Source organism: Variovorax sp. BGA-UO-ETr-C22 (assembly GCF_059567965.1).
The window spans coordinates 1,506,808-1,524,556 of sequence record NZ_JCAQPA010000011.1; the positions used below are offsets into that span (position 1 = coordinate 1,506,808).

The window sequence follows — 17,749 nt, forward strand, 5'->3', positions numbered from 1 at the left end:
CCCTGGGCCATGTATCTCCATCCCCTGATCGCCAGCGTGCCGCCCGACGAGCGCGCCGCCTTGATTCGCAGCAGCGCGCTGCATTCCTACCGGCGCAACGAGATCGTGCTGCAGGCGGACACGCACACCGACCGCATCTACTGCGTGGCCACGGGCCTGCTGCGCGCGGTCGACAGGGACGTGACGACCGACTTCATCCGCCGGGGCGATTTCTTCCTCGGCCCCTCGCTGGGCGAGAACAGCTACCAGGCCACCTCGACGCTGGTGGCCGCCCTGCCCTCGTCGGTCTACCACCTGCCGGTGGCCGCGGTGCGCCGGCTGTGCGCGCTGTACCCCGAGGTGACCATGGGCCTGCTGGAGATCGCGATGAAGCGCGTCGCCATGGTGCGTGGGCAGCTGCGCCGCATCTCGTCGCTGTCGTCCGAAAGCCTCGTGAGCCGCGTGCTGCACGAGCTGACGCAGCTGGCGCCGGCCGCCACGGGCGGCTACGACAAGCGCATCACCCAGGCGGTGATCGCGTCGTACTCGGGGCTCTCGCGCGAGGTCGTCAACAAGACCATGCGCGACATGGAAAGCCGCGGGCTGGTGCGCCGCGACGACCAGGGCGTGCACGTGCCGCCGACCTTCGCCTCGACCGATTTCGGCAGCCTGCCGCCGGACGCCCACGAGCTCTCGGACGAGCTCTGTGCCTGGAACGGCGACAGCCCCGAAGCGCCATGACACGCCGCCTTCATCGGCCCTGACACAAGGACAGCACCGACGATGCCCAAAGGAATTCCGAACCCCGTCGACATGTATGGCATTTCGCCCCGCCCCTGGGGCTTCGAGGTGTCGCTCGTGCGAAACGGCGTGCGCTACGCGCGTCTCTTCGGCCACGCCAGCTACGGCGGCCCCCAGCAGGCGCTGCGACGCGCCCAGGCCTGGCGCGACACCATCGTGAAGGAGCATCCGCCGGTCGCGCGCAAGGACCGCGCGCAGACCCTGCGCAGCAACAACAAGACGGGCGAGCCCGGCGTCTTCAGCCGCTTGTCCGCACAAGGCAAGCCGGTGGCCTGGTTGGCCAAGACCTACCTCGGCAACGAGGAAATCCTGCGCGCCGAGTTCGACCTCGCCGACTGGGGCCCCGCGGCCCGCGCGCATGCCATCGGCGAGCGGCAACGCCAGCTCGGCCGCATGGTCGGCCTCGCGCGGCTGCACCCCGCCGAAGAAGCCATCCGCCGGCGCCCGCCGCCCGACGACGAAGCGACACTGCCGCCCAAGCGCTCGAAGTCGGAGATCGTGCGACGCAACAACACGAGCGGCATCAGCGGCGTGCAGTTCAAGACGCCGCGCGCGGGCCATCCCGGCTACTGGGTGGCGATCACCTACACGGCAGGCAAGGGCAGCGTGAGCCGCTCGTTCTCGGTGCGCACGCTCGGCTACGAGGTGGCGCGCGACATGGCGATTGCCGAACGCCAGCAGCAGTTGCAGGCAAAGACGTCGGACGACGACGCCTGAGCGCCAGCAGCGTCCTGGCGAGGATTTGCAACGCCGCCCTGGCGTGAAAAGCGCGATTTCATGCCCAGCTATTTGCGGGATACCACACCAGCTAGCGCAGGTTCTGTTGCTCGCTCCTGTGCGCGATGACCGCGTCGCGCACCGCGCGCTTCGGCGCCAGTTGCGGCTTGCCGCAACTGCTGCAGCGATAGAAGCGCAGGCCGGGCAGGAACTTCATCCACGACCGTCGGTGGATGCGTTCCAGGCCGGCCAGTCCGCATCGGCAGCGGACGAAAGGATTGCCGAATGCCGGGCCGGGCGCGCGGCCGTGGCGTGTCGTTGCGTACCCAGGAGCGTCGGTGTGCATGCGGGTCATCGTGCCGACCGACGGGCACGCCGCACGCCCGACTGTGATCCCGCTCACTTGCCGCCGCAACAAATCTGCGCGCGGTGATCCGCGCCTAGGCGGCAGCGGGCTCCTGCGGCTCGCCCAGCGACAGCATCAACCGGTTGGCCCAGTTGAAGAAGGCCGCGCCGTGCACGACGTCGGCAATCGCCAGGTCGTCCAGCCCCTGTGCGCGCAAGGCGTCGACGTGCGCGGTCCCGAAGGTCGATGGCGTGGCCGACAGCGCGACCGACGCCTGCACGATCGCATTCCAGCGCGCGCCCAGGTCGGCCTGCACGCCCTCGTCGAGCAGGCGCTGCACGTCGTCCGTGCGCTGCGAGAAATGCGAGGCGAAGCGCGCATGCACCGAGGCGCAGTAGATGCAGCCGTTGAAGCGCGAGGCCGCGGCGGCCGAGAGCTCGCGCTCGGCGCGTGGCAGGCCGGCGTCGGGGTTGTAGAAGATGTCCTTGTCGGTGCGCGTGCGCGCGCCGAGGATGTCGGGGTCGCGCGCCAGCAGGCGGAAGTACGGCGACTTGGCGCGCGACGCGTCGACGAGGCCCGCGTAGTGGCGCTCGGTCAGCTCGTCCTCCGGCAGCGGTTCAAGCCAGGGCAGCCATTCGAGCTGCGCCTGCGTGAAGGTGCGCGGATGCGTGTTGCCGGGATGGGTCAGGGTCGATTCGGTGCTCATGGGGCGCTCATGCAGAAGGGGTGGCCAGCGCGCGCAGGCCGATGACGACGCGGATCTGGAACGCAAGGAACGCCACCAGCTGCGACAACGTGACGATCTCCGTGGTGCGCCATCCCGCATCGAGCAGCGCCTGCAATGCGGCCGGACTGGCGTCGCGCGGGTGGAAGACCAGCAGGTGCGCATGCGCAAGGCCAGCCGACAGCCGTTCGCCCAGCACCGCGCGCTGCGCCGCATCGACGGCGTAGACCGGGCCGGCCGCGTCTTCCACGCTCAGCGGACCTTCTGGATAGTGGCCATACGGCCCTTGCGCGGCACCGCGTGCGACCTCGGCCTCGATGGCCCTCGCCACGCCCTGCCCCGCCAAGGCCTCGGCATAGAGGCGCGCCACCTCGGGCTGCCCGTGCAATCCGGCGACGAAGGCCGCGATGGCGAAGCGATCCGCGATCTCGAAGTCACCGGCCACGGGCTCGGCCGGCGCGAACAGCGCCAGGTAGCTCTGCTGCGCCTGCGTGCGCGCCTGCTCGCGCTGCGCGCGCAAGCGGTCGAGCGCACTGCCGGGCGCAATGCCCACCAGCTGGTCGATCACGTCGACAGCCTCGGGAACGGGAGAAGAAGAAACAACGGCATTCATGGAAGCAACAGCCTAGAGAAGCGCAAGCGATTGAAGGTCCGGCACGCCCGTGTCGCGCGCCCAGCCCAGGGCCGGTGCGACGACCGTGGCGGTCAGTTCGATGGAACGCAGGATGGCTGCGTGCGGCGGATCGACCGAATGCACCTGGCACACGAGGTCGGTCACGCGCGCGAGCGTGCGGTCGGCGCGCAGCGAGGCGATCACGTCGTCGGGCGCGCCGACATGCACGTCGTACGCGGCGATCAGCTGCTCGAGCGGCGCATCGGTGCGGACGCGGTCGGCCAGGCCGATCTGCCCCGTGGCGGCGGCTTGCACCACCGCGCGGCGCAGCCCGGCCTCGGCCAGGCGCAGCGCCTCCTTGCGGGTGTCCGCCACGAACACGCTGCGCGAGCCCACGATGCGCGGCGTGCGGCCCGGCGGCAGTGCGGCCAGGTAGGCGTCGATGATCGGGTCCTGCAGATCGGCCAGCGGCGCATCGGGCGCCTGCGCGGTACGCGGCTGCGTGCGCGAAAGCATCAGCCCGTCGCCGGCCGTGCCCGCGCGCGTGCCGCCGCTCACCGAGAACGTGGCCTGCCAGAGCCGGCCGAGCAGTTGCGCGCCCGCCGGGTACAGCGTGTCGCCGCCGGGCAGCGGCCGGCCGGCCCAGGCGTCGCGCACCGTGGCGAGCTGCCGCTCGAACAGCGCTGCGCGGTCGTCGCTGTCCAGCCCGAAGGCCGCGAAGGACGCCGGTGTGCCGCCCGTGCCGACGCCCACTTCGAGCCGGCCGCCCGAAAGCAGGTCCAGCACGATCGCGTCTTCGGCCGTGCGCACCGCGTTCTCCAGCGGCAGCGTGACGATGCCTGTGCCCAGGCGGATGCGCCGCGTGCGCGAGGCGACGTGGGCGAGGAAGACGAAGGGCGACGGCAGGCCGCCCTCGTGCTCATGGAAATGGTGCTGCGCCACCCACGCGGAATCGAAGCCGAAGGCCTCGGCGTGGGCGATCTGCGCGGTGACAAGGCGGTAGCGCTCGGCGGCGGGGGCATCGTCGAGCAGCCGGCTGAAGAAGCCGAGCCGCTTGCGCGGGGAAGTGAAGGTACCGGGCATCCGAAGGCCTGTGGGGTCGAGAGCTTTCGAGTGTTGCGCCGCAGGCCGTTCGAATGGAACGCCGGTTTTCGCGTTTGCTTATGCGCTTTGCGCGCATCGCGCGTTCAGTGCGGCATCGCAGGTGATCGCCGTGTGAAGCGCCGCAGCCAGCCCACGCCCGCCCCGGCGCCGACGGCCATCAGCCCGGTGGTGGCCAGCATCGCCGCCGTGTGGAGCGCGACGGCGGCGAGCGCCGGCACGAGCGAACCACTCATCGCGCCCTTCGCTGCATCGCCCATGCACAGCGGGATCAGCGCCGGCACCAGCATCAGCCCGGCACCGTGCGCGGTGGACATCATGAAAGACCACAGCGCCAGCCCCGCATGCCCCGCCGGCGCACGCGCCATGGCGGGCAGGCGCCCCGACAGGTGAACGAGCGCGACCACCGCGATCAGCCCGCCGGCCAGCCACTGCAGCAAGCCCCGCTCCATCGACAGGCCGAAGGCCACCGCGACGACCACGAGCGCCACTGAGGCGACGTGCCCGACACCGATCGGCCACAGCGCCCGCAGCGCCTGCGCCCGGTCTTGCGAACGCAGGCCCCACGCGGCGGCGAACATCCAGCCGGTGGTGGGGTTCAGGCCGTGCAGGACGCCCATTCCCGCCACCGCCAGCCAGGGCCAGAGGCTTGCCATGGTGCGGACCGATCGGCACGCCAGGTCGCGCGCTTCTTTACGACTGCGCGTGGCAGCAGCCACCCGCCGCCGCAACGGGCGTGGGCTCGTAGCGGTCGTGGTGACGAATCCAGTCCATCGCGTAGGACGGGTTGTGCTCGTCGCGGCCCTTGGGCACGAGGTCGAGCATGTTGTACGTGCCCATCATCACTTCCACGCCGCGACCGTAGGTCGAGTAGGTGTGGAACACGTCGCCGGCGTCGTCCTTGAAGAACACGCTGACGCCGGGCGCCTCCTCGCTCGGGAACGGCTGCTTCACGTAGTTGTAGGCGACCGCGCCGCTGGCCATTTCGTCGGGCGTGAAGCTCACGCCGAAGTCGTGGTTGAAGTCGTTGTCGTGCGACGAGACCCAGGCGAACTGCCAGCCCATGCGCCGGCGGAAGGCCTCGATGTGGGCCAGCGGCGCGCGCGAGACGGCCACCAGCGTGACGTCGCGGTGCGCGAGGTGCACGCGCATGCCGTCGGAATGGTCGGCCATGAACGAGCAGCTCTGGCAGCCCTGCTCCCAGTCGGGGCCGAACATGAAGTGCTGTACGAGCAGTTGGCGACGGCCTTCGAACAGGTCGGCCAGCGGGCGACGGCCTTGAGGCGTGTCGAAGACGTAGACCTTCTCGACGCGGGTCCACGGCAGCGCGCGGCGCTCCTCGGCGATCCGATCACGCAGCTGGGTCAGCTCCTTTTCGCGCGCCAGCAACGACTTGCGCGCGTCGATCCAGCGCTCGGGGGTCACGACGGGGTGATTCACTGGGGTGTTCATGGTGTGCTCCTTGGCTTGCGTTTCGTTCAGGCCGTGGCCGTCTTCGGGCGCCGCACCGCGCGGACCTTGCTGGCCCGGCCGTCGCCGGCGTAGAAGAGCCCCGCGCCGTCGGACTCCAGGCCGCTCACGCCGACGCCGCTGGGCATTTCCAGCCGCGCGATCACGTCGCCGCTGGCGGGGTCGATGCGGCGGATGTCGCTCTGGTCGCCTTCCCAGGTGCCGTGCCAGAGTTCGCCGTCGACCCAGGTCACGCCGGTGACGAAGCGGTTCGACTCGATGGTGCGGCGGATCGCGCCGGTCGCCGGGTCGATCTGGTGGATCTTGCGGTCGCGGTACTCGCCCACCCACAGGCTGCCTTCGGCCCAGGTGAGGCCCGAGTCGGAGCCGTTGCCGGGCGCGGGAATCGAGGCCAGCACCTTGCCCGTGGCGGCGTCGATCTTGTCGATGCGCGCCTCGACGATCTGATAGAAGCAGGTGCCGTCGAAGGCGGTGCCGGCGTCGCAGGCGACGTCGATCCGTCGCGTGGCTTTGCCGCTCGCGGGGTCGAAGGCGACCAGTTGCCCGCCGGTGGCGGCCCACACCTGGTGGCCGTCGTGCGTCACGCCGTGGATGCGCTCCACGCCTTCGAACGGGCCGTACTCGCGCACGATCTGCGCGGCCTGCACCGCGCCTTCGAAACGGTCCTTGCCTGCCTTCTTGCTCTGACTGCTACTGCTCATGGTGGGCTCCTGTAGGTGCGCCACAAGGGGTAGCGCATGAGCCCGACTCTATTCAATCGGCAGCGCAGCGGGGAGTAACAAGATCGTCGTGAATCCCGCCAGCGGCGGGGCCAGCCAGCGGCGCGCCCTGGCCTGCCCGATGGCGCGCACGCGCCGTTCGGCCTCGAGCTCTGCCAGCGCGCGCTGTACGGTGCGCTGGCTCGCGCCCAGGGCCAGCGCAAGCGCCGAGGTCGACCAGGCCGCGCCGTCGGACAGCAGCGCCACCAGCGAGGCCTGCTCGCCGTCGATGGGCGGTGCCAGCACCACGACCGGACGCGCATCCAGAGGTTGGAGGATGAAGCCCTGCGGCGTGGCCTCGATGCGCGCCATCGGCTTGACGAGCGCGCGCAGCCGGCCGATCTCGACGCGCAACCGCGCGCGGTGCGTTTCGTCGGGGTCGCGGGTGCGGAAGGCGTCGGCGATCAGCGCGTCGCGGTCGACATCGCCGGGCCAGGCCGCAGCCAGCGCACGCGCCAGCGAGAACAGCACGGGCCGGCGTGCAAGCGAGCGCCAGGTGTCGCCGCCCCCGACGCCGCGGCGGCAGGCATCGACGACGAGCGCATCGGACGCAAGCAATGCTTCGACTTCGTCGAGGCGCAGGGCCTGCTCGCCGCTTGCAGCGATGCGCCGTGCGGCGGGACGTTCGAGCGCGGCGCGCGCCTCCGCCACCTCGGCCAGCAGCGCCGGCACACGCGCACGCCAGGCCGCGTCGTGCGCGCGGTCGAGCGCCGCGCGTGCCGCGGCGGTGCGCAGCGAACGCAAGGCCAGCTCCGCCGACGCCAGCTCGGCCACCGCCGACAGCAACGGCGGCAGGCTGTGCCCGTCGAGCAGCGACAGCGCGGCGGCGGCCTCGTCGAGCCGGCCGAGCAGCAGCAGCCGGCGCGCCGCGATGAGCCGCGCCTGCAGCGCATTGGCCAGGTCGTCGCGCGCCTCGAGCGTGGCGGCCGCCGCGGTCAGCGCGCGCGGCGAGCCGCCCAGGTCGCGCATCGCCAGTGCCACCTCGGCCTCGGCGACGACGCAACGTGCGCGCGCCAGTTCTTCGTGCGCACCGAAGCCGCTCGCGGCACGCCGCAGCAGCTCGCGCGCACGCGGGTGCTCGCCGAGCTGGGCCATGGCGATGCCGCGCAGCGCGAGCGCGGGCGGGTCGTCGCGCAGGGCCACGCGCTTGAGGGCACCCAGCGCGTCGCCGGCAGCGAGCGCGCGCGCGGAGGCGGCGATGAGGGAATCCATGGGGCGACAGGCTACAACACCGCCGCCGCGCCGCGGCCCGCCCCCTCATGAGGCGGCGTCTTCAGTCCAGCGAGATGCCACGCTCACGGATCAGCGCGTGCCACTTCTTCGTCTCGGCGAAGGCATAGGTCTTCATCAGCACGCTGTCGCTCGGCACCGGCTCCCAGCCGCCTTCCTGCAGCTTCTTGCGCACGCCCTCGTTGGCCAGCGCAGCCTGCATCTCCTTGGAAAGGCGCTCCTGGATCGCGGCGGGCGTGCTGGCCGGCACCACCAGCCCCTGCCATGCGTAGGCTTCCGAATCCTTGAAGCCCTGCTCGCCCACCGTGGGCACGGCGGGCAGGATCGGCAGGCGCTTGGCGCTGAAGGCCATCAGCGGAATGACCTTGCCCGACTGGATGGCGCTGAGCCCCGACGAGGTGTCCACCACCATCAGCGGCACCTGCCCGCCCATCACGTCCTGCAGCGCGGGCGCGGCGCCGCGGTACGGCACGTGCATGGTCGACAGGCCGCTGCGGCTCAGGAACAGCTCCATTGCCAGGTGGTGCGGGCTGCCGTTGCCCGGCGAGGCGTACGACAGCGTGCCCGGCTTGCTCTTGAGCTGCTCCATCAGGGCGCCGATGGTCTTGAGGTTCGTCGACGGCGCCGCCACCAGCACGAGCGGCGTGCGGGCCATCAGGCCGAGCATCGAGAAGTCGCGGTCGACGGCGTAGGGCAGCTTCTTGTAGAGCGCGGGGTTGTACACGAGCACGCCGTTGTCGGCCGTGAACACGGTGTAGCCATCGCCCGGCGACCGGGCCGTGACCTCGGCGCCGATGATGGCGCCGGCACCGGCCCGGTTGTCGACGATCACCGGCTGGCCGGCCTGGACCGACATCTGCGCGCCGATGGTGCGGGCCAGGAAGTCGCTGCCGCCGCCGGCGGGGTAGCCGACGATCCACTTGATCGGCTTGGACGGAAAGGCCTGCGCCTGCGCTTGCGCGGGAGCCCCCGCGAAAGCAAGGGCAGCGGCCGCGAGCGAAAGAAAACCGCGGCGCGCAAGGCGATGAGAAACGGGCATGAACGATGTCTCCTGGCAGTGGTTGTTGTGATGGCGCTGCGATTGGATGCGAGCTTCATTCATGGTTCAATCAGATATTTCTTTCCCACTTATCGGACAAACCGATGAATGTCACGTTGCGCCAATTGCGCGCCTTCATCGCGGTGGCCCGCGCCGGCAGCGTGACCGAAGCGGCTTTGCGGCTGCACATCACGCAGTCGGCGCTGAGCGGCCTCATCAAGGACCTGGAGTCGAACCTGGGCGTGCAGATGCTTCATCGCACGACGCGCAAGCTGCAGCTCTCCAGCGCGGGCGAGGTGTTCCTGCCGATGGCCGAGCGCATCCTCCAGGACCTGGGCATGGCGCTCGATGCGGTGTCCGACCTGCGCGAGTTGCGCACCGGTACCGTGCGCATCGCGGTGCCGCAGGTGATGGCGTGCACGGTCATGCCGGAAATCATGGCCGCCTTCGCCCGGAAGTACCCCGGCATCCGCGTGCGCCTGCAGGACTCGATGGTCGAAAGCGTGCTGGGCCGGCTCATCAACGGCGACGTGGACCTGGCCATCGGCCCCGAGCGCGACGCCCCTGCCAACGTGGTGGCGCGCACGCTCTTCACCCTGCCCTTTCTGGCGGTGCTGCCCCCGGGGCATCCGCTGACCAAAAAGCAGCGGGTCGCCTGGAGCGACCTGGTCCGCTACCCCGTGATCTCGCTGCAGGGCGAGTACACGCAGCTGCTCAGCGCCGAGCTGTATGCATCGCCCGGCCGGCTCGAATTCAGCCCGACGCATGAAGTCGCCTTCCTGACGACGGCGCTGAGCATGGTCGAGCACGGCCTGGGCGTGACCACCTGTCTGCCCTATGCGGGCGTGCTGCTCCAGCGCCAGCAGCTCGAATTCCGTCCGCTCGTCACGCCCGTGCTCAGCCGCAAGTTCCAGGTGTGGCTCAACAAGGACCGGGGGCTCTCGCCGTCGGCGCAGGAGTTTCTGGACTTCCTGCTACAGCACATCGAGGATCACCCCGCGCCCGAGGTGCGCGCGTTCCGCAAGGCGCGCTGATCACGCGCGCAGCGGGCCTCAGCTGCTGCCAGCGCCTGTCACGGGTGCCTGCACCCTCGCCGCCAGCCGCGTGCCCCCATCGCCCGCGTCGATCTGCAGCGTGCCGCCGATGCGCGCCATGCGCGCCTGCATGCTGCGCAGGCCCAGCCCGCCGATCGATGAGGCGACCGTCACCGCGTCGAAGCCCACGCCGTCGTCCTCGACGCTCAGCAGCACACCCGCTTCGCCGTCGGCCATCAGCTGCACGCGCAGGGTGCGCGCACGGCTGTGCTTCACCACGTTGGCCAGCGCCTCCTCGAGCAGGCGCGTGAGGCCCAGCACCTGGCGCGCAGACAGCGCACAGGGCCAGGCCGCGGGCGTCTGCCAGTGGCTGCGCACGCCCATCTCCTCGAACAGGCGGCCGAAGCGGTGGCGCATCGGCGCCAGCCATTGCGTGGGCGTGGCGGCGACCGGGGCCGCGCCGCCGCTGTGGGTGTCGATGATCTGGCGCAGGTCGTCGCGCAGCGACTTGAACATCGACAGGTACTGCGGCCGCTGCAGCGCCTCGCCCGACTGCTCCACCAGCGCGATCGAGCGCACCAGCGAACTGCCCAGGCCGTCGTGCAGGTCGTGCGCCACGCTCAGGCGCTCGTGCAGCCGCACGTTGTCGAGTTCGAGCCGGTGTTCGCGGCTGAGCGTGTCGGCCAGCTCGGTGCGCGCGCCGCGCACTTCGCGTGCGAGGTCGTCGTTGAAGTTCTCGACGCGGCGCAGGCTGCGCGTGAAGCCGCCCGCCAGGATCAGCGACATGCCGATCATGATCAGCGGCGCCGTGACCACGGTGTAGCCGAAACGGTCGTCGATGACGCGCAGGATCATCAGCGCGTCGTGCACCGCGGCCACCAGGAAGCCGAAGGCGCACAAGGCCAGCAGCAGGTGCTCGGTTTTCTTCGTATCGAGCGCGCGCAGGATGAACTGCACGCACACGGCCATGAAGAGCAGCGAGTACGCGATGAACACCGCCAGCGTCGCGACCGACAGCGCGGGCTGCGGCAGCAGTGCGATCGCCGCCACGGCCAGCGCAGCCACGGCCCACAGTGCGCGGCTCAGGCGCGGAAAGCGCTGGCCGCCGAAGTGCCACATGAACATGCAAAAGCAGCTCACGTACAGGACCATCCAGGCCGTGATCCAGCGCGACCAGGCGTCGGTGGAGGCGAACGGCCATGGCAGGGTGCTGACCACGGTGTTGCTCGCGAACACCAGCCAGGCGATGGCGCTGAGCGCATACCAGCCGTAGGCGACCTCTTGCCGGCGCATGAGCCACAGCACGAGGAAGAAGCAGCCCAGCGTGATCGAGATGACGAGGTTGACCGCGGGCAGCACGCGCGCGAACAGGCGGCGTTCGTCGTGGTACGCCACCGCCGCGTCCGCCGGGCCGAGCACCACGCGGCCCAGCCCCGAGCCGTACATGCTGCCGCCCACCACCTGCACCCACAGCGTGTTGGTGCCGGGGTTCAACGCGGCGGCCGGCAGGAAGAAGACGCGCGGCGTGTTCCAGCTGCGGCTCAGCGGCTCGACCAGGCTGGCGTCGCGCCAGAGCAGGTTGTCGTTCAGCGAGATCGCGCCGGCCATGCTCAGGTAGTCGAAGGCCACGCCCAGCTGCGGCGCGTCGTCGCGGCCCGCGCAGGGGCGTTGCCAGTCGATGCGGTACCACACGATGCCTTCGAAGCCGGGCCAGCGCCTGGCCCAGTGGTCGGGCAGCGTCACCGGCTGCCAGCCGTCGATGGGCGGCGGTGCTTCAGGCCCCGCGCCGGCGGCGGCGCGCACGGCCCGCACGCTGTCGATGTGCGGCGCGCACGCCTCGGCCGCCCATGCCGTGTGCGCGAACAACCACCACAGGCTCAGGCCAGCAAGCCACGCGAACGCGCTGCAAAAACGGCGCGCGTGCGCGAGGAAACGGTGAGCTTGCGGTAGATGTTCTTGATGTGGCATTCGACGGTGTGCCGCGACAGGAAGATCTGCTCGGCTATCTCGCGGTTGGTCAGGCCTTCGGCAACCAGCTGGAGGATCTGCAGTTCGCGCGCGGTCAGCACATCTTCGCCGACGCGCCCCGGCGTGGCCGGCGGCGCCTGCGTGAGGTCGAGGATGCGGCGCGCGATGAAGGGATCGATCGGCGCCCCGCCGCGCAGCACGCTGCGGATCGACAGCAGCAACTCCAGGTCGTCGCGCTCCTTGAGCACGTAGCCGGTGGCGCCGGCGCGCAGCGCGTTGAGGATGAGGTCGTCGGTGCTCCAGGCGGAGATCACGAGGATGCCGGGGCCGTCGTCGGCGCTCATTGCCGCACCGGTCGGCGCGCTCATCTGCGCGATCAGCTCCACGCCGTTGCCGTCGGGCAGGCCCAGGTCGACCAACGCCAGCGCGAACGACTGGCGCGCGAGTTCGATGCGCGCATCGGCCAGCGTGGCCGCGAGCACCAGCACGTCGTTGCCGTAGCCCAGCTGGTTCAGGATGCCGACGATGCGCCGCTGCATCAGCGCGTCGTCCTCGACGATGAGCACGGGCGCCGGCAGGTCGGGGCTGGGCGGCGGCGTCATCGCCGGGCCGTCGGGGTGGGGAGGGAAAGCGGGCATCAGGACCGTTCGGACAGGGGGCAAGCATGCCCGAATCATCACCCAGGCTTCGCGCGCGAGGCTGCAGTGTCCCCTCGCAGCGACTGTGCGGCCATCACCAGATCTGGGGGTTCTGACGACGCGGCGCGGCATCGGTCGGCCTTCGCCTACAGACAGGCACCACGCGAGCGGACATGGTGGGGCCATGACACATCCGATCGAACTCATCATCGACGAGCCGGCTCCCGGATCCTTTGTCTGGCGGCTGCTCGAAACCGACACCGACGGTGCGCATCCCACCGTCCTTCGCTGCGCCTTCGACCCGGTCGAGAGCTACGAGCTCGCCCTGGCCTCGGGACAGCGCGCCCTGCGCAGCGAGATGCGCGCGCAGGCTACAACGGAAGGCCACTGAGCGTCAGCATGCGCTGACGGCGGCTTCGCGAGGCGTCCTACCGCTGTCGCGCCGTCGGTTCCTAGGATGGTTTTCGGGCGCCGGTTCTCTTGCGCTTGTCGCAACGAGGCAACCGCCGGCGCCTTCAAGGAGATGACCATGCAAAGAAAGCTCATGTGGATGTGCGCCGTTGCCGTGTCCTGTCTCACGGCTGTGTCGGTGCAAGCGCAAGTGAATCCGCCGCCCGCGGCCACCGTCGATCCGGCGGTCGCCGAATACAAGGCGGCCCGCGACAAGATCTCGGCCGACTACAAGACCGACCGCGCCGCTTGCGATGCCATGAAGGACAACGCCAAGGACGTCTGCGTCGAGGAAGCCAAGGGCAAGGAAAAGATCGCCAAGGCCGAGCTCGACCAGAAGATGAAGCCCAGCGACGGCAACGCACGCAAGGTGGCCGAAGCCAAGGTAGAAGTGGCCTACAGCGTCGCCAAGGAAAGATGCGACGACCAGAAGGGCGAAGCCAAGTCGACCTGCGTGAAGCAGGCCAAGGCAGACGAAAGCAAGGGCATGGCCGAAGTCAAGGCGATGAAGAAGTAACCAACCGGGCCGCAGCCCTTCCCGTTGGCGCTGGCCGGGGGCGGTCGCATACTCGACAGATGCCCTCCTCTTCCACGCGTCCACGGGTCTACCTTGCCGGCCCCGACGTGTTCCGGCCCGACGCCGCGCAGTACTTTGCCGCGCTGGCCCTGGCCTGCGACGCGCTCGGCATGACGGCCGTGCCGCCGTTCGACGGCAAGGCGGCCGGCCCCGACCCCGCGCGCCGGATCTACGAGGAAAACATGAAGCTGCTGCGGTCGGCGGACGGCGTCATTGCCAACCTCGCGCCGTTTCGCGGGCTGGAGCCCGACTCGGGCACGGTGTTCGAGGTCGGCGTGGCCATCGCCCTGGGTCTTCCGGTAGCCGCCTATGGCGTTCCGCCGGGCACCTATGCGCAGCGCGCCGCCACGGCCGGCGTCGTCGGCCGCGACCCGGACGGCAGCCTGCGCGACCCCGAGGGCACGCTGATCGAGGATTTCGGGCTGCCGCTGAACCTCATGCTGGCCTGCTCGGTGCGCTTTGCGGACCTGGCGACCGACGCTTTGCGGGTGCTGGCGGAGGTGTTGGGGTCTGCGCCCGCTCAGCGGCAGTGAATCGAAATTCGTGAAATAAGTCACAAATCAAAGGCAAGGCATCACCAATTCTGGGGAGTACGCCTCTCGAAGTAAGCCTTTCAGCCTCTTTTTGCGTTGGACACACCAACGCCCCAAAAAGGAGGCCCGGATGCCCCCCTCAGATCAACAAGCAGTTTTCGAAGCGGCGGGCCGCCTGGGTTCCATGGAGGTCCTGACCACGCAGACCAGCGCCGTCGTCTCGATGCTGCGCGCGCTGTACGCCGCACACCCCGAGCCGGCCAAGGTCCGCTACCACTTCGACCGGCTGATCGGACAGCTGCTGACCAGCCCCTACCTCAGCCACGACCCGGATCACGCGCTGATCCTCCAGGACACGGCCGCGACCCTCGTGCGGCCACCGCTCGAACCCGACCCGGTGCGCTGAGCATCGGATGCACACCCAGGAGACACTGAAATGAGTTTTGAAAAAATCAAGCTCCGGTTCGGCCGGTCGTTCCGTCGCGGCGATCGCGTCGTCTGCGAAGGCCGGCTCGGCACCATCACCGGAGCGACCTATCCGCATGTGCGGGTGCGCTTCGACGGCCGGCAGATTGCGGTGCCTTGCGATCCTTGCGAACTGCATGTGGGCGCAGCGCCGATCGCGACGCTGTCCGCGCTCGAACCGCAGCCGTCCTGAAGACATCGCCTCGCCTTTTCGGCGGGCAGCCACGCGCACGCGTCGCGCGCGGACGCAAAAAAGCCCCGACTGGCGGGGCTCTTTTGGGCTGTTTGATCACTGCAAGGTGATCAGGAAGCCAATCCTGGCGGAACCGGATGTTTTCGCCGCTAGATTTTGACGCGCTTCAGGTAGTCCGGACCCTTCGTGACGCGATACACCGCACGCTTCACAACAGACTCGGAAACACCGTGCTTGCGCGCAACCTCACCGTACGTCACACCTCCAACGCGATATTCGGCAACCACCTGAGCCTCGGTCTCGGGATCTAGGTTCCGCACTCGCCCTGGCACCCTACCCCGTTCACGGGCAGCGAGCTGGCCAGCAATAGATCGCTCACGAATCATCGACCGCTCCAACTGGGCAACAGCCCCCAGTATCTGCACGACGAAGACCCCCATGCTGTTCGTCGTATCAAGTGGCTCGGTGACGCTTTTGATAGTCGCCCCGACGCGCTCCAGCCGACGCAATATGTCGAGCAGATCGAAGAGACTGCGCGCGATGCGGTCTATCTTGTAGACCACCAGCACATCCCCCCGCGTCAGCGACGAAATGCAGCGCGCCAACTCAGGCCGCCCTCGCTGTGACGCGCCGCTCGCCTTTTCCTGAAAAATAACGTCGCAACCGGCTCGGTGGAGAGCATCAAGTTGCAAATCAGTTTCCTGCTCACGCGTAGACACACGCGCGTATCCGATCATCGGCATAACTCGTTCCACGAGGCGGGATCAACGGCGCGACCTCCAACGCTAGACACGCCCAACCCCTACGCGCTTAGGCCCAGAGACACCACAACCATATCTCATATGTAACAGGGTTTTACGACTTCCGCTTAGGAGGCGACTCGGCCGAGATGTAGCCCCAATCACCCCACTTCGAAAAAACGAAATCAACAATGACGTGGCCACCGTTCAGGCAAGCAACGGCAGTAGTCAGCCCGTCGAGAGCGTTGTCGACGGTGCCCAAGTCGACGGGCGCCGGCACATCACATTTCCCGTACTGGGTCCAACGGTTGGTCCACTTCTCACCCTCGGCGAACTCTTTGATGATGTACCCGGCGATGTAGGTCGCGATGCGCGCCGGAGAGCGCGTGGAATTGCGCTTGGTGCGCTGCACGTCGATGTTGCCTTGACGCCCCTTGGTGACCGAGCGCCACACAGCCCGGATAACGTTGTAGCTGTTCACGTAGTACGCCTGCCCGGTCGAATTGAAGCGCTTGAGCTCACGCGGGATGCGACGGGTCGCCATGTGGATATGCAATGCCCCACGATCCTGGTGCTCGAATGCCGCGATGAAGCAGAAATCAGGCAGCACGCGCAGCATGCGGCGATTGAACTCTTTGAGGTCTGCTTTGCAACGCTGCAGGTCGGTCTCATTGGCCTTGTACGTGAGCGTCAGCAAGGTGTCGGCCCCCATGGCCTTGCAACGCTGTCTAACGCGCGTTTTGGCGCGATTGGCGGCCACCTTGAGGGCACGCTGCCTGCGCTCCTCCTCGCACTCTTCACGCCACCGATCCATCATCTCCAAATGGTCGAGGATCATCACGCGATTCCAGTCGAGCTCATACGTCACATCGCCGCGGCGAAAGCTCACCTCGAGGTGTCCATTGCCAAGATCGTGGCCCTTGACCCTGAACGGCCCAGTGCGCTTGACTCTGTAAGCGCGCACACCCTGCGCGCGGCCAGACACAAAATCCGCAGTCTTTACCGACTTCCCGAAGTGGTCGAGAATCATGATCGCCATCGCTACTACTCCTAGTGGTGGTCACGAGGCCCGGGCTGTTTGCCGACAGTCGCGGGCCTCACTCTTTGTGGCGTCGAAATCGCCGATGTACCAAAGTGTTTATTGGATAAATCTAGCGCGGCGCTGCGCGCCGCGCGTCCGACCCGCTAACGCAGGTCTACCGCGCGCCACTTGCCCGCGCATACCTCGCCATGACCCAGAGGGCCTGTTCAGGAGAAAGGGATCGGCACAGGCGTGCAACCCGAGACCAGCCGTCATCAGGCCGTGTCCTCGCGATCGGACGCACAAGCGGCGGGGGCGGCGCAACATGGAGAAAGGCCCGAACCCATTCGCCACATCGTTGCAATAACGTTTTCTCAGGCGTAGCCAGATAGCGCCCGTGTGTGTGCCAGGGCGACAGCACCGAGTGCGTGCCATGGGGGTAGTCCACGAGAAAGACCTGCCGCGTGTCGTAGCACTTCTCCAGATCCTTGCCCACGAACGTCGCGCGATTGGCAACGAGATCCTGCGGGTTCGTGCCCATGCGATACACGGCCATGTGGAAGCGAGGAAGAAAACCCGCCTTCTCGCCAAACAGTGCCGACAGCAGACCACCAACGAAGGGCACACGCACTTTGTCGAATCGCGTGTGCCGCACAGTCTGCTCAATGAACGACTCGCGCACCTGCTTATCGATCTGGCCGATGTTCTGCATGATGTACCAGTTATCCCACCCATGCTTACGACCATGGGCGAAAAAATCAAGGACATCAGCGCGGCCCTTGTCAGCATAGGTCCTGGTGTTGAGCCACGTGCCAAGCTCATCAAGGAACATGCCCCCGTTCTCATCTTCATCGTAGGTGTCGGGGTTCCCGTGCCCAGCGGCAAGCAAATCGAACGCACTAGGCTTATCGGGCACGCGAACGTAAGTGCATCGCGATTGAGCCCCAAACATCTGCAACAGATCAATGTCAAGGTTCGTCGCAACCCTGCGCTTGTTTCGCAGGTATCTATCACGGATGAGACGGACTGCGTTCTTACTCTTGCCGGTGCCCTTCTTTCCGGTCAGCGCGTAGTCGGTCATTGCACAAGCAACCCGAGCACGTAAAAGAACAGCAACGCGAAGAAGCCAGGGAACATGAAGCGCCCCGGACGCCTAGCGACGAATCCACGCCGCACGTAGTCGCGCGTATCGGCAACAACCTCTGCTAGCAGCGACGCTCCGAACACCACGAGCCCAAAGGTTCCGAGCCACATGCCACAACTCATAACGAGACTCCCAGAGAGCCAGCAAACAAGCCGTGAGGATGATCCCGCACCAGCCCAGAAGAAGCATCACAAAGAGCAGCAACGCG

Annotated in this window: 23 protein-coding genes; 8 read left to right on the forward strand and 15 right to left on the reverse strand. The window is 68.2% G+C overall.

From position 1 onward, the window contains the following. Positions 1 to 9: 9 nt before the first annotated feature. Positions 10 to 720 carry a Crp/Fnr family transcriptional regulator gene (locus AC57B8_RS27130; RefSeq protein ID WP_095745057.1) on the forward strand — a complete coding sequence of 237 codons (711 nt, stop codon included), beginning with the start codon at positions 10 to 12 and terminating at the stop codon, positions 718 to 720. Positions 721 to 762: 42 nt separating this feature from the next. Then, positions 763 to 1,497, forward strand: a complete 735-nt coding sequence (locus AC57B8_RS27135; protein WP_496481290.1) for an AP2 domain-containing protein — start codon at positions 763 to 765, stop codon at positions 1,495 to 1,497. A gap of 91 nt (positions 1,498 to 1,588) precedes the next feature. Here the strand turns inward: AC57B8_RS27135 and AC57B8_RS27140 are convergent, their stop codons facing one another. The 9 genes from AC57B8_RS27140 to AC57B8_RS27180 form a co-directional block, all read right to left on the reverse strand. Continuing rightward, the gene (locus AC57B8_RS27140) at positions 1,589 to 1,843 is read right to left on the reverse strand and encodes a hypothetical protein (protein ID WP_496481291.1); all 255 of its coding nucleotides are present in this window, start codon (positions 1,841 to 1,843) and stop codon (positions 1,589 to 1,591) included. A gap of 94 nt (positions 1,844 to 1,937) precedes the next feature. Next, the gene (locus AC57B8_RS27145; protein ID WP_496481292.1) at positions 1,938 to 2,549 is read right to left on the reverse strand and encodes an alkylhydroperoxidase domain protein; all 612 of its coding nucleotides are present in this window, start codon (positions 2,547 to 2,549) and stop codon (positions 1,938 to 1,940) included. Between the two features lie 7 nt (positions 2,550 to 2,556). Beyond that, positions 2,557 to 3,180: a CMD domain protein gene (locus tag AC57B8_RS27150; protein WP_496481293.1), complete on the reverse strand. Its 624-nt coding sequence runs from the start codon at positions 3,178 to 3,180 to the stop codon at positions 2,557 to 2,559. 12 nt (positions 3,181 to 3,192) lie between these two features. Beyond that, a complete protein-coding gene (locus AC57B8_RS27155) occupies positions 3,193 to 4,263 on the reverse strand; it encodes a putative FMN-dependent luciferase-like monooxygenase (protein WP_496481294.1) in 1,071 nt (356 codons plus the stop codon). Positions 4,264 to 4,367: 104 nt separating this feature from the next. Continuing rightward, complete coding sequence (locus AC57B8_RS27160) at positions 4,368 to 4,937, reverse strand: hypothetical protein (RefSeq protein ID WP_496481295.1); 570 nt, start codon at positions 4,935 to 4,937, stop codon at positions 4,368 to 4,370. Between the two features lie 37 nt (positions 4,938 to 4,974). Then, a complete protein-coding gene (locus AC57B8_RS27165) occupies positions 4,975 to 5,733 on the reverse strand; it encodes a DUF899 domain-containing protein (RefSeq protein WP_496481296.1) in 759 nt (252 codons plus the stop codon). Between the two features lie 26 nt (positions 5,734 to 5,759). Further along, positions 5,760 to 6,452, reverse strand: coding sequence for a Vgb family protein (locus AC57B8_RS27170; RefSeq protein WP_496481297.1), 693 nt, complete (start codon positions 6,450 to 6,452; stop codon positions 5,760 to 5,762). Between the two features lie 48 nt (positions 6,453 to 6,500). Further along, entirely contained in the window at positions 6,501 to 7,721 is a 1,221-nt protein-coding gene (locus AC57B8_RS27175) for a helix-turn-helix domain-containing protein (protein WP_496481298.1), read from the reverse strand. A gap of 61 nt (positions 7,722 to 7,782) precedes the next feature. Continuing rightward, on the reverse strand, positions 7,783 to 8,778 hold the full coding sequence (locus tag AC57B8_RS27180; RefSeq protein WP_496481299.1) for a Bug family tripartite tricarboxylate transporter substrate binding protein: 996 nt from the start codon (positions 8,776 to 8,778) through the stop codon (positions 7,783 to 7,785). 104 nt (positions 8,779 to 8,882) lie between these two features. Here AC57B8_RS27180 and AC57B8_RS27185 point away from each other — a divergent pair, with 104 nt between their 5' ends. Further along, positions 8,883 to 9,812 carry a LysR family transcriptional regulator gene (locus AC57B8_RS27185; RefSeq protein WP_095947825.1) on the forward strand — a complete coding sequence of 310 codons (930 nt, stop codon included), beginning with the start codon at positions 8,883 to 8,885 and terminating at the stop codon, positions 9,810 to 9,812. An 18-nt stretch (positions 9,813 to 9,830) separates the two neighbouring features. On the opposite strand, the gene AC57B8_RS27190 is transcribed toward AC57B8_RS27185, so the two are convergent. Together AC57B8_RS27190 and AC57B8_RS27195 are read right to left on the reverse strand one after the other, a co-directional pair. Continuing rightward, positions 9,831 to 11,678, reverse strand: coding sequence for a sensor histidine kinase (locus AC57B8_RS27190; protein ID WP_496481300.1), 1,848 nt, complete (start codon positions 11,676 to 11,678; stop codon positions 9,831 to 9,833). 11 nt (positions 11,679 to 11,689) lie between these two features. Beyond that, the gene (locus tag AC57B8_RS27195) at positions 11,690 to 12,418 is read right to left on the reverse strand and encodes a LuxR C-terminal-related transcriptional regulator (RefSeq protein WP_496481301.1); all 729 of its coding nucleotides are present in this window, start codon (positions 12,416 to 12,418) and stop codon (positions 11,690 to 11,692) included. Positions 12,419 to 12,602: 184 nt separating this feature from the next. On the opposite strand from AC57B8_RS27195, the gene AC57B8_RS27200 reads away from it, so the two are divergent. From AC57B8_RS27200 to AC57B8_RS27220, 5 genes are all read left to right on the forward strand, one after another. After that, entirely contained in the window at positions 12,603 to 12,809 is a 207-nt protein-coding gene (locus tag AC57B8_RS27200; protein ID WP_095745046.1) for a hypothetical protein, read from the forward strand. Between the two features lie 138 nt (positions 12,810 to 12,947). Beyond that, positions 12,948 to 13,385, forward strand: coding sequence for a hypothetical protein (locus tag AC57B8_RS27205; RefSeq protein WP_493192501.1), 438 nt, complete (start codon positions 12,948 to 12,950; stop codon positions 13,383 to 13,385). Between the two features lie 59 nt (positions 13,386 to 13,444). After that, entirely contained in the window at positions 13,445 to 13,978 is a 534-nt protein-coding gene (locus tag AC57B8_RS27210; RefSeq protein WP_095745045.1) for a nucleoside 2-deoxyribosyltransferase, read from the forward strand. Between the two features lie 130 nt (positions 13,979 to 14,108). Continuing rightward, positions 14,109 to 14,384 carry a hypothetical protein gene (locus tag AC57B8_RS27215; protein WP_070060422.1) on the forward strand — a complete coding sequence of 92 codons (276 nt, stop codon included), beginning with the start codon at positions 14,109 to 14,111 and terminating at the stop codon, positions 14,382 to 14,384. A 30-nt stretch (positions 14,385 to 14,414) separates the two neighbouring features. Continuing rightward, a complete protein-coding gene (locus AC57B8_RS27220) occupies positions 14,415 to 14,636 on the forward strand; it encodes a hypothetical protein (protein ID WP_095745044.1) in 222 nt (73 codons plus the stop codon). Between the two features lie 149 nt (positions 14,637 to 14,785). Here AC57B8_RS27220 and AC57B8_RS27225 read toward each other — a convergent pair whose 3' ends face one another. From AC57B8_RS27225 to AC57B8_RS27240, 4 genes are all read right to left on the reverse strand, one after another. Further along, the gene (locus AC57B8_RS27225; RefSeq protein ID WP_496481302.1) at positions 14,786 to 15,373 is read right to left on the reverse strand and encodes a recombinase family protein; all 588 of its coding nucleotides are present in this window, start codon (positions 15,371 to 15,373) and stop codon (positions 14,786 to 14,788) included. A 118-nt stretch (positions 15,374 to 15,491) separates the two neighbouring features. Continuing rightward, on the reverse strand, positions 15,492 to 16,415 hold the full coding sequence (locus tag AC57B8_RS27230; protein WP_496481303.1) for a rolling circle replication-associated protein: 924 nt from the start codon (positions 16,413 to 16,415) through the stop codon (positions 15,492 to 15,494). Positions 16,416 to 16,572: 157 nt separating this feature from the next. After that, positions 16,573 to 17,478: a zonular occludens toxin domain-containing protein gene (locus AC57B8_RS27235; RefSeq protein ID WP_496481304.1), complete on the reverse strand. Its 906-nt coding sequence runs from the start codon at positions 17,476 to 17,478 to the stop codon at positions 16,573 to 16,575. Beyond that, positions 17,475 to 17,651, reverse strand: a complete 177-nt coding sequence (locus tag AC57B8_RS27240) for a hypothetical protein (RefSeq protein ID WP_496481305.1) — start codon at positions 17,649 to 17,651, stop codon at positions 17,475 to 17,477. The genes AC57B8_RS27235 and AC57B8_RS27240 overlap by 4 nt, the downstream gene beginning before the upstream one ends. Positions 17,652 to 17,749 lie beyond the last annotated feature (98 nt).

Excerpts from the sequence above, each read along its gene's own strand:
- AC57B8_RS27130 (WP_095745057.1), top strand. The coding sequence starts at position 10 with ATGTATCTCCATCCCCTGATCGCCAGCGTGCCGCCCGACGAGCGCGCC.
- AC57B8_RS27135 (WP_496481290.1), top strand. The coding sequence starts at position 763 with ATGCCCAAAGGAATTCCGAACCCCGTCGACATGTATGGCATTTCGCCC.
- AC57B8_RS27140 (WP_496481291.1), bottom strand. The coding sequence starts at position 1,843 with ATGCACACCGACGCTCCTGGGTACGCAACGACACGCCACGGCCGCGCG.
- AC57B8_RS27145 (WP_496481292.1), bottom strand. The coding sequence starts at position 2,549 with ATGAGCACCGAATCGACCCTGACCCATCCCGGCAACACGCATCCGCGC.
- AC57B8_RS27150 (WP_496481293.1), bottom strand. The coding sequence starts at position 3,180 with ATGAATGCCGTTGTTTCTTCTTCTCCCGTTCCCGAGGCTGTCGACGTG.
- AC57B8_RS27155 (WP_496481294.1), bottom strand. The coding sequence starts at position 4,263 with ATGCCCGGTACCTTCACTTCCCCGCGCAAGCGGCTCGGCTTCTTCAGC.
- AC57B8_RS27160 (WP_496481295.1), bottom strand. The coding sequence starts at position 4,937 with ATGGCAAGCCTCTGGCCCTGGCTGGCGGTGGCGGGAATGGGCGTCCTG.
- AC57B8_RS27165 (WP_496481296.1), bottom strand. The coding sequence starts at position 5,733 with ATGAACACCCCAGTGAATCACCCCGTCGTGACCCCCGAGCGCTGGATC.
- AC57B8_RS27170 (WP_496481297.1), bottom strand. The coding sequence starts at position 6,452 with ATGAGCAGTAGCAGTCAGAGCAAGAAGGCAGGCAAGGACCGTTTCGAA.
- AC57B8_RS27175 (WP_496481298.1), bottom strand. The coding sequence starts at position 7,721 with ATGGATTCCCTCATCGCCGCCTCCGCGCGCGCGCTCGCTGCCGGCGAC.
- AC57B8_RS27180 (WP_496481299.1), bottom strand. The coding sequence starts at position 8,778 with ATGCCCGTTTCTCATCGCCTTGCGCGCCGCGGTTTTCTTTCGCTCGCG.
- AC57B8_RS27185 (WP_095947825.1), top strand. The coding sequence starts at position 8,883 with ATGAATGTCACGTTGCGCCAATTGCGCGCCTTCATCGCGGTGGCCCGC.
- AC57B8_RS27195 (WP_496481301.1), bottom strand. The coding sequence starts at position 12,418 with ATGCCCGCTTTCCCTCCCCACCCCGACGGCCCGGCGATGACGCCGCCG.
- AC57B8_RS27200 (WP_095745046.1), top strand. The coding sequence starts at position 12,603 with ATGACACATCCGATCGAACTCATCATCGACGAGCCGGCTCCCGGATCC.
- AC57B8_RS27205 (WP_493192501.1), top strand. The coding sequence starts at position 12,948 with ATGCAAAGAAAGCTCATGTGGATGTGCGCCGTTGCCGTGTCCTGTCTC.
- AC57B8_RS27210 (WP_095745045.1), top strand. The coding sequence starts at position 13,445 with ATGCCCTCCTCTTCCACGCGTCCACGGGTCTACCTTGCCGGCCCCGAC.
- AC57B8_RS27215 (WP_070060422.1), top strand. The coding sequence starts at position 14,109 with ATGCCCCCCTCAGATCAACAAGCAGTTTTCGAAGCGGCGGGCCGCCTG.
- AC57B8_RS27220 (WP_095745044.1), top strand. The coding sequence starts at position 14,415 with ATGAGTTTTGAAAAAATCAAGCTCCGGTTCGGCCGGTCGTTCCGTCGC.
- AC57B8_RS27225 (WP_496481302.1), bottom strand. The coding sequence starts at position 15,373 with ATGATCGGATACGCGCGTGTGTCTACGCGTGAGCAGGAAACTGATTTG.
- AC57B8_RS27230 (WP_496481303.1), bottom strand. The coding sequence starts at position 16,415 with ATGGCGATCATGATTCTCGACCACTTCGGGAAGTCGGTAAAGACTGCG.
- AC57B8_RS27235 (WP_496481304.1), bottom strand. The coding sequence starts at position 17,478 with ATGACCGACTACGCGCTGACCGGAAAGAAGGGCACCGGCAAGAGTAAG.
- AC57B8_RS27240 (WP_496481305.1), bottom strand. The coding sequence starts at position 17,651 with ATGTGGCTCGGAACCTTTGGGCTCGTGGTGTTCGGAGCGTCGCTGCTA.